The organism is Shewanella rhizosphaerae (assembly GCF_019457655.1).
In the GTDB taxonomy this organism is placed as follows: Bacteria; Pseudomonadota; Gammaproteobacteria; order Enterobacterales; family Shewanellaceae; genus Shewanella; species Shewanella loihica.
On record NZ_CP080420.1, the window covers coordinates 1,760,049 to 1,772,752 of the forward strand.

The window sequence follows — 12,704 nt, forward strand, 5'->3', positions numbered from 1 at the left end:
ATCAGTGCATGGCTAATGAGCTAACGAGAGACTATGCCTGACCTCGAGCCCGCCGCGCAGCTGCGGCAAATCACTCAAGGGGCGCCGCTATGCGATGAGGCGCCGCTGTTTCATATCGATAACAAGGGACGCTGGTTTTATCGCGGCGAGCCTCTGCCCGATAAATTTTGCCGCCTGTTTGCCACCATTTTGCACCATAAATCTGAGGGATATTTTCTGATGACGCCGGTGGAGACGGTGAGGGTAGAGGTTGCCGAGTTTCCCTTTATTATCAATGATTATGAAGAGACGCAAGACGGACATTTTACCCTGACCAGCTCGATAGGTACCCAGCTCCAGGTGGCAAGCAGAGATATGTTTGTAGTGGATGAGGCGGTAATATCAGTCTCCTTAGCCAGGGGATTATCGGCTAAACTTGGAAGAGCCTGTTATTATCGTTTTATCGAGCAATACCTGCTAAATCAAGACGGCGACGCGAATTAAGAGTTAAGCCTTTATTAGATAAGGCAATTGGTTTTTCGTTACGAATTAGCGTTAGCCGAGCCCTAGTTTCTTTAGGACCAGATGTTAGTATTAATGCATGACCGCTGTATCTGGAGGTGCTGATTGAAACATTATGAAAGCTTGGGATACTTGGTGTCTCATCTTAATATCGAGCTTCAGAAGGCCTTGGATGAGAGGCTAAAGCGCTATGAGCTAGACATTAAGCTCTGGCCCGTTCTGTTTGCCCTGTGGCAGGAGGAGGGGATCACCCAGACAGAGTTGTCTAAGCGCTGTGACGTGGCTAACTACACCATGACCCGCCTGTTAGATCAGCTGCAGGTACAGGGCTATATCACCCGTCATCAGGAGGCGGACAATCGCCGCGCCTTTAAAATTTTCTTAACCGACAGTGCCAAGGCGTTGGAGCAAGACCTTATCTGCGAGGCCGAGCGGGTCAACGAGCAGTTTCTCGGTAATCTGTCTGAATTTGAATCGCAACAATTTATCTATCTACTCAATAAGATCAATGGCCTATCTTAGGCAATCTGACCTATTATCAAACCTCACCTAAATCAACGGATGATCAAAATGCTGAAACCTCTGCTTACTGCTGCGCTTGTAATGAGCCTGTCTGCTTGTATGGTCAATATCGAGAAATCGCCCAAGTCTTCAACCCAATCCTCAACCCAATCCTCAACTCACTCTTCCACATCTCAAGCTACTGCCTCCGAGCCAGAAGCGGTTGGTGCATCGAGTGTGAGCAGTGATAGCTACGCCAAAGCCTTTACGCTGGCAAACGGCTACAGCCTGGTGGTGGTCGAGGGGGCGCTGGAGCCAAGATCTATCGGCAGCGTGCAGGTGAGTCTTTATCGCAACTTGGATGTGGGGGATTTTGCCGCTAGTCTGGCCTTCGTGCGAGACGGCACCATCCTAAAGGCCGAGCTGGTGGATAATAGCCAGAAGCAACAGAAGCTTGTGGTTACCATGGTAACGGCGGGCAGCGGTAACTATCAGAGCACTCAAGCCGTCTGTGTGGTGGGGGAAAGCCTGACGCTTTGCCAATAAGCTGAGCTTTATTTTGGTGTCTTGGCGCGGATGGTCACAGAATCTTGAATACTTGTCTGCGCTATTGTGTCTGTCTAGTTAGATCTGTTTTTTTATTTGAATAGGCGATTAAGCTCGGGATGTCGTCACTTTGAGTTACACCACCAGCAACATGCCCAGGCTCGAGACGGCCATCACTATGATGACAGATTGCAGCAAAAGACGACTCTGCATCAGGTTTTCCTTTCCCTGTTTGATGCTGGTGATCAGGCGATTTTGCTTGTAGATGCGGCAGATCATCTGCTCGCTGTTGGGATCGATTAACAGTTGAAACTTACAGGGAGCACCACTGTGCAGCTGCACCTCATGTTCGCTCTTGGGGCCGAAATTAAGCTTACGCGAGACCCGCTTGCCGTTAACAAATACCTGCTCCAGACCTATCCAGTTACTGGCCTGTAACTCCACCAAATCCTGATTAAAGTGGTACTTGAAACTTATCATAATGCAATCCTAGCGAAGATGATGAGCCTCTAAGTCAAGCAGAGGAATATGACATTTTCCAGTACGCCTTTGTGAAAAATCTGTGTCTGAAAATTATCTCTTTGGCGCTAAAAGAAAAATTGAATCAGAAAATTTTTGTGCTGTTTTTTATCGGTTGATTAGGCTATGACTTGGTGAAAAACTCGGGTTGCAGGCAATAAAAAAACCACCGAACTTGTCGGTGGTTTTTCAATCCGGCTAGCACCAGAAATTATTTTTCGCCGTTGATGATGGCGCGAGCCAGTTCGTCGGCAACATCCGCTGTGGTGCGGTTTTGCGCGTCAGACTGCTCGAAGATCTTCAGCAGTGTGTTGTAGATCTCTTCTACCTTGGCGGTAGATTTTTGTGCGTCGTAATCTTTTTCGAACGAGACGTTGATGATACCGCCGGCGTTGATCACATAGTCTGGCGCGTACAGGATGCCCAGCTCTTTAAGCTTCTCGCCATGGCGCAGTTCGGCAAGCTGGTTGTTGGCACAACCTGCCACAATTTTAGCCTTCAACAGCGGAATCGTGGTGTCGTTGATGGTAGCACCCAGGGCACATGGTGCGTAGATATCGACATCTTGATGATAGATATCTTGAGGCGCAACCACGGTAGCACCAAACTCGGTAGCGACCTTGTCCAGTGAAGACTGGTGAATGTCGGTTACGATCAGCTCGGCGCCTTCTTCGTGCAGGTGACGACACAGGTAGTAACCTACGTGGCCAACGCCCTGAACGGCAATCTTAAGGCCCTTGAGGCTGTCCAGGCCACGTTGATGCTTAACGGCAGCCTTGATACCCAAGTAGGTGCCAAGCGCAGTAAATGGTGATGGGTCACCGCTCTGACCTTCAAGACCCGCCATGTATGGGGTTTCCTGGTGAGCAATCATGATGTCGCTGGTAGACACGCCCACATCTTCTGCAGAGTAGTACTTACCACCCAGAGTATGAATACAACGACCGAAGGCGCGGAACAGGGCTTCACGGTTTTCCACTTTAGGATCGGCGATGATCACCGACTTACCGCCACCCATTGCCAGACCGGCGAGGGCGTTCTTGTAGGTCATGCCACGAGACAGACGTAATACGTCGGTCAGTGCTTCGTCATCAGACTCATAGTTCCACATTCTGCAACCGCCGACCGCTGGGCCCAGGTTGGTGTTGTGAATGGCTATGATTGCACGTAAGCCACTTTCTTTATCATGACAAAATACGACCTGTTCGTGGTCATCAAATGAGATATGATTAAATACTGCCACTTTATGAGTTCTCCGCTTGGGAATTAAAACGCCGAATGCCAAAGAGGCGCCTTCGACGGCTTGTTATATTTATTGCAGAACGATAGCATTTAGCGATACTCTCAACAAAGCAAAGATTGGGATTAATTGTGATCGGTGTGGCAATTTTGCTTTCCACTTTACGTTAACGTAAAGTTGTGTGTGAATTTTCACGCAATATGCAGTTTGTCAGCTCCATTTCGCCCTTCACAGCATAACTATAACAATAGGAAGCAGTATGACGGAACAAGCAGTCGAGAACACTAAAGCACTCACTCCAGAAGAACAAGAAGCCCTCACACAACAATGGGTTAAAGAGCATTTTCAGAAGGCAAACCGCTTTCTGGCGGAAAAAGGGGTGATCCCAAGTAAAGTGATTGCCGAAGAGAGCCGTTACCTTGCGCCTTTCCTCGCGGTATGGAAGATGGAGTCTAAGCAGCCAAAGCCACAGACCTTCTGGGTGATGTCTGGCGATCTGCCTTCAGACTATGTGGATGTTAAGGTCGCCGCCACCGCGCGCGACGCGATTCGCCATTTCTCTATGATGTGGCAGCTTAAGGCGGAAAACCTGGTGAAATCTGGCGCCGTAAAAGACAAGACTCAGGCTCAGTTTGCGCAGCTGTTGGTGTCACGTGCCGAGAGCCTGTATCAGATCCACAACGACGAAAAATTGTGGAAAGAAGGCTAAGCGTTTTAAACAGCCACCGCTGTTAGGAGTGTCTTTAAAAAGCGCTTGAACGAGAGCCTAAAGCCCAATAAAAAGCCGCCCATCTGAGGCGGCTTTTTTGTGTTATCAGCTTCGACGCTTTCTTGAAACCAGATACAGAATATCAGCTACTTGGCATTAGCTACAGGGCATCAGTGACTGGAGACTCGCATCTGCCAGCTTATGCCAGGTAGGCGTAGCCAGAGTTAAGCAGCCAGATAAAGTATTGGCCTATGGCCTCACGCTGACACAGGTCCAGTGCCTGCTCGCCCTCGAAGCTAAATGCATTAGCCAGCAGCATAAGTTCGTCATCTAGCTCATCTGCATCGTCATCATCAACAGCATCAAAGCCGTAGATCTCACCATTGATAAAGAGCCTAGCGTGTTTATCGCCTTCGAGACGAATCACCTTAAGCCCGCCGATGCGTTGTAGACAGGCGCCATCTTCCAGGGCTTCCATCAGCTCTTCCTGGCTGTAACTTTCCCCTTGCTCTGCCAGATCAAGTTCGAAGCGGTTCTGACTCAGGGTCTGACCCAGTACGGTTTGATAGTGATCCGGCTGCGATAAGATCTCTGAGACCAAGGCTAGCATGCCCGTTTGCTGCTCGACGCTCAGTAGCCCTGGGCTGGCGGGTTCCTGATTCGAGATAAAGCGCTTATTGCCGCCGTTGGTGTCGATCAAGTGATCGGCGATGCTGCTAAAGAGCTCCTGCTGGCTCGGCGCGCGAAAACCTATGGAGTAACTCAGCGCCGTCTCCAATGTCTCACCTCGGTGAGGGAAGCCTGGCGGGATATAGAGCATGTCGCCGGCCTCGAGTACCACATCCAGGATGGGCTCAAAATCATCGATCAGCGCCGTGTGGGTATTGCCGCCGCGGGGCGAGTATTGTCCCTTGGGACCGACTTTCCAGCGGCGTCTGCCTTCGCCCTGCAGCAAGAAGACATCATAGTTGTCTATGTGAGGTCCTACGCCACCACCGGGCGTGGCGTAGGAGACCATAAGATCGTCGAAGCGCCAGTCGGGGATGAAACGAAAGGCGTTAACCAGGGGCTCCACATCCGGGTACCAGTGGTTGACGGCCTGGACCAGTAGCTGCCAGTTGGCATCGCCAAAGGGGGAGTAATCTTGGATGGGGCCCTGGATGATCTCCCAGTTATCTTTTTTGGTCAGGACGATGCGCGAGGCGACCTCCTCTTCGCAGGCGAGTCCCGCCAATTCATCGGGGGCGATAGGATCTTGAAAGTGCGCGAAGGCGCCTTTGATCACCAGAGGCTGCTTCTGCCAGTGATGGGCTAAAAACTCTTGGGTATCGAAGTTGGGAGTATACATTGCGTCGGTCATCAGGCCTGAATAATAGGGGGCAGTATATGCCGAAATAACATAATCCGGAAATCACATAATCCGGAAATAATATAGTCAGAAAATCGCATCTTCCTGAAACTAGGTATTGCGGAAACTAGATATTCCAGAAATAAAAAGGCGGTAAGCTGCTGCCTACCGCCTTTCATAAGGTGTTAGGGATGATTACTTGAGATCATCCACAAAAGCTTCGGCGCGGCCAATGTAGTTGGCAGGCGTCATCTTTTTCAGCTCAAGTTTCACATCATCTGGTAGCTCGAGAGTGTCGATGAACTGTGCCAGTTGCTCGCCATCGATACGCTTACCACGAGTCAGCTCTTTTAGCTTCTCGTAAGGCTTCTCGATGCCGTAGCGGCGCATAACGGTTTGTACAGGCTCGGCCAATACTTCCCAGTTTTGGTCCAGCTCTTCATGCAGGTGAGCCTCGTTCACTTCGAGCTTGCTGATGCCTTTCAGAGTTGCCTGATAAGCGATCAGCGAGTGCGCCATGCCCACACCCAGGTTACGTAGTACGGTTGAGTCGGTCAGGTCGCGCTGCCAGCGAGACACAGGCAGTTTAGCCGCCAGGTGCTGCATCAGGGCGTTAGCGATACCCAGGTTACCCTCTGAGTTTTCGAAATCGATAGGGTTAACCTTGTGCGGCATGGTCGATGAACCGATTTCACCGGCAATCGTCTTCTGCTTGAAGTGACCCAGGGCGATATAACCCCAGATGTCACGGTCAAAATCGATCAGTACGGTATTGAAACGGGCGACGGCATCGAACAGCTCTGCGATGTAATCGTGTGGCTCGATCTGAGTGGTGTATGGGTTCCAGTTAAGGCCCAGGCTAGTCACGAAACGCTCTGACAGTGTATGCCAGTCAACTTCAGGGTAGGCTGACAGGTGAGCGTTGTAGTTGCCCACGGCGCCATTGATCTTACCCATGATCTCAACCGCTTGGATCTGCTTAAGCTGACGCTCTAGACGTACGGCAACGTTGGCCATCTCTTTACCTAGGGTAGAAGGCGAGGCTGGTTGGCCATGGGTACGTGACATCAGTGGTACAGAGCGATATTCATGGGCCAGTTTCTTCACGCCATCGACGATCTGCTGGCAGTATGGTACCAGTACTTGCTCGCGAGCTTCGCTCAGCATCAGGCCATGAGACAGGTTGTTGATATCTTCTGAGGTACAGGCGAAGTGAACAAACTCGCCGATGGCGGTAAGTTCGCTGTTGTCTGCGATCTTCTCTTTGATGAAGTATTCAACGGCCTTCACATCGTGGTTAGTGGTGGCCTCGATGGCCTTCACGCGCAGCGCGTCTTCTTCGCTGAAGTTGTCTTTGATCTGGTCGAGCAAGGCCAGTGCGGCTTCGCTAAAAGGAGGAACTTCTTCAATTTCTGGGCAGCTGGACAGCAGCTTTAGCCAGTTTATTTCGACTTGAACACGGTATTTGGTCAGGCCGTACTCGCTGAAAATCCCTCGCAATGAGGCGGTTTTACTACCATAACGACCGTCTACCGGAGAGATAGCAGTTAGTGCGGAAAGTTCCATTAGAAGCTCCTTTAATGAACTTAACTTATTATTTATAGGGTGAGGCTTTTCTTAGCTGTATCAACTATTGTTTTTCGCGAGAAGACAAGGTGCCTGCGCTTGCCTCCAAGTTGGCGCCACAGGACTGCGCTGCGCATGGCAGCTAGCAGCAGGGCGCGTATCTTATGTTGCACCATAGGTTGTTTCAGGTACTCGGGATTGCCCGAGATCTGTATCTTGGGGCCTAAGGTGCTGATTATATCGCTGTAGATGCCGGCGAAGTTGGCAACCACCTGCTCGTCGGTAATGGCAAAGTGGTGCAGCTGGCGGTGTACTTGATTGATGCGCTCGGCCAGCATGCCCATGGCGTTTGAGCTGCGTGACAGCTTGCGTTCCAGGGCCAGGATACCGATAAGGTAGCGGGTCACCTCGACATCTTTCTGCTTGTCATCGCCCAGCTGGTTCAACACCAGTTGGTAGCCGCGATTCAGCGCGACCTTGTCTTGATATACATCGGCAGTGCTGTCTGGGTTGGTCACCATTATGGTACCCAGACAGGCGCCAAGCATCTCATCGTCTGCCTGGCCGTGTCTGGCAACCTTTTGTACCTGACCTATCGCCTGCAATATACCGGCAAAGGCCATGGTTCTGTCGAAAATCGGCTCGCTCACGGCTTATTCTCTAATCAGACTGTCTATGATGCCGCCGCCAAGGCAGACTTCGCCGTCATAAAACACGGCAGACTGACCAGGAGTTACGGCGGCAACTGGCTCGTCGAAGATCACCTTGATGCGATCGTCCCCTTCATAGGTGAGGGTACAGGCCACGTCCTGCTGACGGTAACGTGTCTTGACCGTGATCTTGGCGCCATCAACGGGCCCTTTTCTATCGACCCAGTGTAGCTGATCGGCGTAGAAACCCACCGACATGAGGCGAGGGTGCTTGCCACCTTGACCGACAACCAACACGTTACGTTCGAGATCTTTATCGACCACATACCAAGGATCGTCGTTGCTGTTCTTCATGCCGCCGATCCCCAGCCCCTTGCGCTGGCCCAGGGTGTGGTACATCAAGCCTTGGTGCTCACCTATGACTTCGCCTTCGGCGGTCTCTATCTTGCCGGGCTGCGCGGGCAGGAAGGTGCGCAGAAAATCGGTGAACTTACGCTCGCCGATAAAGCAGATGCCTGTGCTGTCCTTCTTGTCATGGGTAATCAGCCCCATCTCCTTGGCGATTTCACGCACTTCGCTCTTCTCCAGTTCACCCACGGGGAACAGGGAGCGGGCGATCTGCTCATGGCTCAAGGTGTAGAGGAAGTAGCTCTGATCTTTGTTGCCGTCGACGCCACGTAGCATTTGGCTTTGACCCGAGGCATCGCTTCGGCGCACATAGTGGCCCATGGCGATGTAGTCGGCGTCCAGGATGTCGTCGGCAAACTCGAGAAACGCCTTAAACTTGATCTCTTTGTTGCACATGATATCTGGGTTAGGTGTGCGCCCCGCTTTGTATTCGGCGAGGAAGTACTCGAACACGTTGTCCCAGTATTCGGCGGCAAAGTTAACCGTGTGCAGCTTGATCCCCAGTTTGTCACAAACGGCTTGGGCATCTTTAAGATCTTCGGCGGCGGCGCAATACTCGTCGGTATCGTCCTCTTCCCAGTTTTTCATGAACAGGCCTTCAACCTGATAGCCCTGTTTCATGAGGAGATACGCCGAAACAGATGAGTCGACACCGCCGGACATACCGACGATCACTTTTTTACCGTTTGGATTGGGTTCGATTGCTGCCATAAATCCTAAAAACCATTAAATTCGTGTAGCTATGGTGGCTGTTTTCGGCGGTTGAGCAAGCAGGTTTGCCTGCTTAGCCCTGTGTCTAATTGCGCGTTGATCGCGCATCACTGGCCTGGAAAATCATCACCATAATATGCGGGGGCATATTCTATCATGCATTGTGACTTTGGGCTAACTAGAGAAAGCGGCTATTGACCACCTCAGTCGAAAAGAGTTTTCCCTGACGAAAGTCGTCAATACATTGCAGTACCAGGGGGCTTCTGAGCTGGCTCTTGAGCTGGGTTATCTCATCGAGCGTCATCCACAGGGCGCGGCGAATCGCGCTGTCTTGGGGCTTGGGCGTGAGCGGCTCATCTAGGACACAAGCATAGGTGAAGCGCAGGAAAGCCAGATCGTCTCTAGCCTGAAATTGATAGATGTTGATCAGCGACTGCGCCTTAATGCTAAGGCCTGTCTCTTCCCATACCTCGCGCTCGCAGGCCTGATTAAGGCTCTCAAAGGCTTCTAGGTGACCTGCGGGCTGGTTGTAGGTGAGCTTGCCATCGATGAGCTCTTCGACCATCAGGTATTTGTCGTCACAATTGATGACGCAAGCGACGGTGACATTGGGTTTATAACGTTCCATCTATTACCTCGTTAGGATTGGGGCAACACCTTGTATTCGCCATTTGCGATACCATCCAGGCTCCATTGACCTATTTTATAACGAATCAGTCTTAACGTTGGGTAGCCCACATGGGCGGTCATGCGCCTGACCTGACGATTACGTCCCTCGCAGATGGTGATCGCCAGCCAACTGGTGGGGATTTGTTTGCGCTCTCTCACCGGTGGATTACGGGGCCAGACATCCGGCTCGGCGATACGTTCTACCTTGGCCGGCAGGGTCGGACCATCTTTGAGGCTGACGCCATCTCTTAGTGCCTGAATTGCCTCGTCGCTGGGAATGCCTTCGACCTGCACCCAGTAGGTCTTATCGGTTTTCTTCTTGGGCTCTGTGATACGTGATTGTAGCTGGCCGTCGTTGGTCAGTAGCAGTAAGCCTTCGCTGTCTCTGTCGAGCCTGCCAGCGGCGTAGACATCTTGAATCGGGATGAAATCCTTCAAGGTCTGGCGGCCCTGCTCATCGGTGAATTGACACAAGACATCGAAGGGCTTGTTAAACAGCACTATGACGGGGTTCTGCGGCCTTTGCTTTGGCTTAGGTTTGGACTTAGGCTTAGGTTTGGACTTAGGTTTAGATTTAAGCTTAGTTTTGTGTTTGACACCCTCTGCCGCGGTGGCGCTCACTCTTCGTTTTGGCTGATAAGAATTGCCTTTGGATTTAGTGGCTGGGGCGTTGTTTTTCGCTCCCTGACGACGAGAAGCTAGCTTATTGGCGCTGGGTGTTTTTGGACTCACAAGGCAAACTTTTGGCTGAGTGTATGCTAATGCTGACATTGTACTGTGCATTCGCCATTAGTGGAATTTGAATATTGGCGTGAATGATTTATGATGTCGGCCAACTAAATGTGATCGATAGCAAAACGTGAACAGATTTTGAGATGTTAACCGCGCTTTGTTTTGCATTAAATCGGTTTAAGTGTCAGGGGAGAGCCCCAGGGCGTTCACCCTTACGATTTATCCTTTTCATGCCTCGCATTCGCCATCGTAAAATTATAATAATGACATCATAGTGGTTTGATTAATAAACGATTTATTTTACAAAAAAACGTAGGAAGTAATAATGAACGACAATCCAACGATCATCTATACGGAGACAGATGAAGCTCCGGCTCTCGCGACCCTATCTCTGTTGCCTATTATCAAGCATTTTACCGCAGCCGCCGGAGTTGGCGTTGAGACACGCGACATCTCTTTATCTGGCCGTGTTATTGCCAATTTCCCTGAATTCTTAAAGCCAGAACAGCAGATCTCTGACGCGCTCGCCGAGCTGGGTGAGCTGGCCACTAAGCCAGAAGCAAATATCATCAAGCTGCCAAACATCAGCGCCTCGATTCCACAGCTAAAAGCTTGTATCAAAGAGCTGCAAGATAAGGGTTATGCACTGCCTAACTACCCTGATGAGCCGCAAAATGATGCAGAAGCCGATATCAAGTCGCGTTATGACAAGATCAAAGGGAGTGCCGTTAACCCAGTGCTGCGTGAAGGTAACTCAGATCGCCGCGCGCCGACTTCTGTAAAAAACTACGCCAAGAAGAACCCACACTCAATGGGTGCCTGGAGCAGCGATTCTAAGTCTCATGTTGCGCACATGGAAGCCGGCGATTTCTACGGTAGCGAGCAGTCGGTGACGGTTGCCGAGCCAACCAGCATAGATATCCTGTTTGAAGGTAAAGATGGTAGCAGCAAGACACTGAAAGCTGGCCTTAAGTTACTGGCTGGTGAGGTGATTGACGCTTCGACCATGAGCAAGAAAGCTCTGGTTGCCTTCATGGAGCGCGAAATCGAGGCCGCTAAGGCCGAAGATGTATTGCTGTCTCTGCACCTTAAAGCGACCATGATGAAGGTTTCTGACCCTATCATGTTCGGTCACGCGGTTAAGGTGTTCTACAAGTCACTGTTTGAAAAGCATGGCCAGCTGTTTGAAGAGCTGGGCGTCGATGTAAATAACGGTTTCGGTGACGTCTATGCCAAGATAGCCAGCCTACCAGCCGACAAGAAGGTCGAGATCGAAGCTGACATCGCCGCTATCTACGCCGAGCGTCCAGCCCTGGCGATGGTTGATTCAGACCGTGGTATCACCAACCTGCACGTGCCAAGCGATGTGATCATCGATGCTTCTATGCCTGCGGCGATCCGCTCATCAGGTCAGATGTGGGGCCCTGATGGCAAGCTAAAAGACACCAAGGCGCTGATCCCAGATCGTTGCTATGCAGGTGTTTACCAGGAAACTATCCAATTCTGTAAAGAAAATGGCGCCTTCGATCCAACCACCATGGGCAGCGTGCCAAACGTGGGCCTGATGGCGCAGAAGGCCGAAGAATATGGTAGCCATGACAAGACCTTCGAAATCGCCGCCGACGGTGTGGTCAAGGTTGTCGATGCCGCCGGTAACCTCTTGATGTCTCACGACGTCGAAGCCGGTGATATCTGGAGAATGTGTCAGGTTAAAGATGCGCCTATTCGTGACTGGGTTAAGCTTGCCGTTAATCGTGCGCGTCTGTCATCTACGCCAGCCGTGTTCTGGTTAGACGAGAACCGTGCCCACGACGCACAGCTGATTGCCAAGGTGAAGCAGTATCTGCCTGAGCATGATACCGATGGACTCGAGATCCACATCATGGCGCCTGTGGCGGCGACTCGTTTCTCACTGGAGCGCATCAAGCAAGGTCTGGATACCATCTCGGTAACCGGTAACGTGCTACGTGACTACCTTACCGATCTCTTCCCAATTCTTGAGCTGGGGACCAGCGCAAAGATGCTGTCAATCGTGCCTTTGATGAGTGGTGGTGGATTGTTCGAGACAGGTGCCGGTGGTAGTGCCCCTAAGCATGTTCAACAGGTAGAGAAAGAGGGTCACCTACGTTGGGATTCTCTGGGTGAGTTCCTGGCACTGGGCGCGTCACTCGAGCACCTGAGCCAAAACTACGGCAACCCTAAGGCGCAGGTATTGGCCGATGCGCTGGACAATGCTATCGGTAAGTTCCTCGATGAAAACCGTTCGCCTTCACGTCGTGTGGGAGAGCTGGATAACCGTGGTAGCCATTTCTACCTGGCGATGTACTGGGCAGAGGCTCTGGCCGCACAGGATAGCGATGCTGAGCTAAAAGCGCAGTTCGCGCCACTTGCCGAAGCGCTAACCAATAACGAAGCCAATATTGTTGCCGAGTTAAATGGTGCGCAGGGCCCTGCGGTTGATTTAGGCGGTTACTATCGCCTGGATGCCGCTAAGGCGGAAGCGGCGATGCGTCCAAGTGCGACGCTGAACCAGCTGATTGGCTAATTTAGCCATCTAATGAAAGAGGGCGCCACGGCGCCCTTTTTTATTGCTTTAAAGGTACC

13 protein-coding genes are annotated in these 12,704 nt (G+C 51.4%); 5 read left to right on the forward strand and 8 right to left on the reverse strand.

The features are described from left to right. Positions 1-33: 33 nt before the first annotated feature. The 3 genes from K0I63_RS07950 (at position 34) to K0I63_RS19980 (ending at position 1,548) form a co-directional block, all read left to right on the forward strand. Positions 34-483 (forward strand): DUF1285 domain-containing protein, encoded by a 450-nt coding sequence (locus tag K0I63_RS07950; RefSeq protein ID WP_220083069.1) that lies wholly within the window; start codon positions 34-36, stop codon positions 481-483. A 123-nt stretch (positions 484-606) separates the two neighbouring features. Then, positions 607-1,023 carry a MarR family winged helix-turn-helix transcriptional regulator gene (locus tag K0I63_RS07955; RefSeq protein WP_033540720.1) on the forward strand — a complete coding sequence of 139 codons (417 nt, stop codon included), beginning with the start codon at positions 607-609 and terminating at the stop codon, positions 1,021-1,023. 216 nt (positions 1,024-1,239) lie between these two features. Beyond that, positions 1,240-1,548: a PliI family lysozyme inhibitor of I-type lysozyme gene (locus tag K0I63_RS19980; RefSeq protein ID WP_258406969.1), complete on the forward strand. Its 309-nt coding sequence runs from the start codon at positions 1,240-1,242 to the stop codon at positions 1,546-1,548. 135 nt (positions 1,549-1,683) lie between these two features. Here the strand turns inward: K0I63_RS19980 and K0I63_RS07965 are convergent, their stop codons facing one another. Next, the gene (locus tag K0I63_RS07965; RefSeq protein WP_220083071.1) at positions 1,684-2,028 is read right to left on the reverse strand and encodes a hypothetical protein; all 345 of its coding nucleotides are present in this window, start codon (positions 2,026-2,028) and stop codon (positions 1,684-1,686) included. A gap of 250 nt (positions 2,029-2,278) precedes the next feature. Continuing rightward, positions 2,279-3,310 carry a Glu/Leu/Phe/Val dehydrogenase dimerization domain-containing protein gene (locus K0I63_RS07970; protein ID WP_011865354.1) on the reverse strand — a complete coding sequence of 344 codons (1,032 nt, stop codon included), beginning with the start codon at positions 3,308-3,310 and terminating at the stop codon, positions 2,279-2,281. A 256-nt stretch (positions 3,311-3,566) separates the two neighbouring features. Between K0I63_RS07970 and K0I63_RS07975 the strand changes: the two genes are divergently transcribed. Next, positions 3,567-4,016 carry a DUF4826 family protein gene (locus K0I63_RS07975; RefSeq protein ID WP_011865355.1) on the forward strand — a complete coding sequence of 150 codons (450 nt, stop codon included), beginning with the start codon at positions 3,567-3,569 and terminating at the stop codon, positions 4,014-4,016. A gap of 199 nt (positions 4,017-4,215) precedes the next feature. Here the strand turns inward: K0I63_RS07975 and K0I63_RS07980 are convergent, their stop codons facing one another. The 6 genes from K0I63_RS07980 to rluE form a co-directional block, all read right to left on the reverse strand. Further along, positions 4,216-5,364 (reverse strand): ribosomal protein uL16 3-hydroxylase, encoded by a 1,149-nt coding sequence (locus K0I63_RS07980; RefSeq protein WP_220083072.1) that lies wholly within the window; start codon positions 5,362-5,364, stop codon positions 4,216-4,218. 195 nt (positions 5,365-5,559) lie between these two features. Further along, positions 5,560-6,930: an adenylosuccinate lyase gene (purB, locus tag K0I63_RS07985; protein WP_220083073.1), complete on the reverse strand. Its 1,371-nt coding sequence runs from the start codon at positions 6,928-6,930 to the stop codon at positions 5,560-5,562. Between the two features lie 32 nt (positions 6,931-6,962). Further along, entirely contained in the window at positions 6,963-7,580 is a 618-nt protein-coding gene (gene hflD, locus K0I63_RS07990; RefSeq protein ID WP_011865358.1) for a high frequency lysogenization protein HflD, read from the reverse strand. Positions 7,581-7,583: 3 nt separating this feature from the next. After that, complete coding sequence (gene mnmA, locus K0I63_RS07995) at positions 7,584-8,699, reverse strand: tRNA 2-thiouridine(34) synthase MnmA (RefSeq protein ID WP_220083074.1); 1,116 nt, start codon at positions 8,697-8,699, stop codon at positions 7,584-7,586. A 178-nt stretch (positions 8,700-8,877) separates the two neighbouring features. Beyond that, the gene (locus K0I63_RS08000) at positions 8,878-9,327 is read right to left on the reverse strand and encodes an NUDIX hydrolase (RefSeq protein ID WP_220083075.1); all 450 of its coding nucleotides are present in this window, start codon (positions 9,325-9,327) and stop codon (positions 8,878-8,880) included. A gap of 11 nt (positions 9,328-9,338) precedes the next feature. Beyond that, positions 9,339-10,151, reverse strand: coding sequence for a 23S rRNA pseudouridine(2457) synthase RluE (gene rluE, locus K0I63_RS08005; RefSeq protein WP_220083076.1), 813 nt, complete (start codon positions 10,149-10,151; stop codon positions 9,339-9,341). 274 nt (positions 10,152-10,425) lie between these two features. Between rluE and K0I63_RS08010 the strand changes: the two genes are divergently transcribed. After that, the gene (locus K0I63_RS08010; RefSeq protein ID WP_220083077.1) at positions 10,426-12,645 is read left to right on the forward strand and encodes an NADP-dependent isocitrate dehydrogenase; all 2,220 of its coding nucleotides are present in this window, start codon (positions 10,426-10,428) and stop codon (positions 12,643-12,645) included. Positions 12,646-12,704: the final 59 nt, after the last annotated feature.

Excerpts from the sequence above, each read along its gene's own strand:
- K0I63_RS08010 (WP_220083077.1), top strand. The coding sequence starts at position 10,426 with ATGAACGACAATCCAACGATCATCTATACGGAGACAGATGAAGCTCCG.
- K0I63_RS07980 (WP_220083072.1), bottom strand. The coding sequence starts at position 5,364 with ATGTATACTCCCAACTTCGATACCCAAGAGTTTTTAGCCCATCACTGG.
- purB (WP_220083073.1), bottom strand. The coding sequence starts at position 6,930 with ATGGAACTTTCCGCACTAACTGCTATCTCTCCGGTAGACGGTCGTTAT.
- K0I63_RS08000 (WP_220083075.1), bottom strand. The coding sequence starts at position 9,327 with ATGGAACGTTATAAACCCAATGTCACCGTCGCTTGCGTCATCAATTGT.
- mnmA (WP_220083074.1), bottom strand. The coding sequence starts at position 8,699 with ATGGCAGCAATCGAACCCAATCCAAACGGTAAAAAAGTGATCGTCGGT.
- K0I63_RS07975 (WP_011865355.1), top strand. The coding sequence starts at position 3,567 with ATGACGGAACAAGCAGTCGAGAACACTAAAGCACTCACTCCAGAAGAA.
- K0I63_RS07950 (WP_220083069.1), top strand. The coding sequence starts at position 34 with ATGCCTGACCTCGAGCCCGCCGCGCAGCTGCGGCAAATCACTCAAGGG.
- K0I63_RS07965 (WP_220083071.1), bottom strand. The coding sequence starts at position 2,028 with ATGATAAGTTTCAAGTACCACTTTAATCAGGATTTGGTGGAGTTACAG.
- rluE (WP_220083076.1), bottom strand. The coding sequence starts at position 10,151 with ATGCACAGTACAATGTCAGCATTAGCATACACTCAGCCAAAAGTTTGC.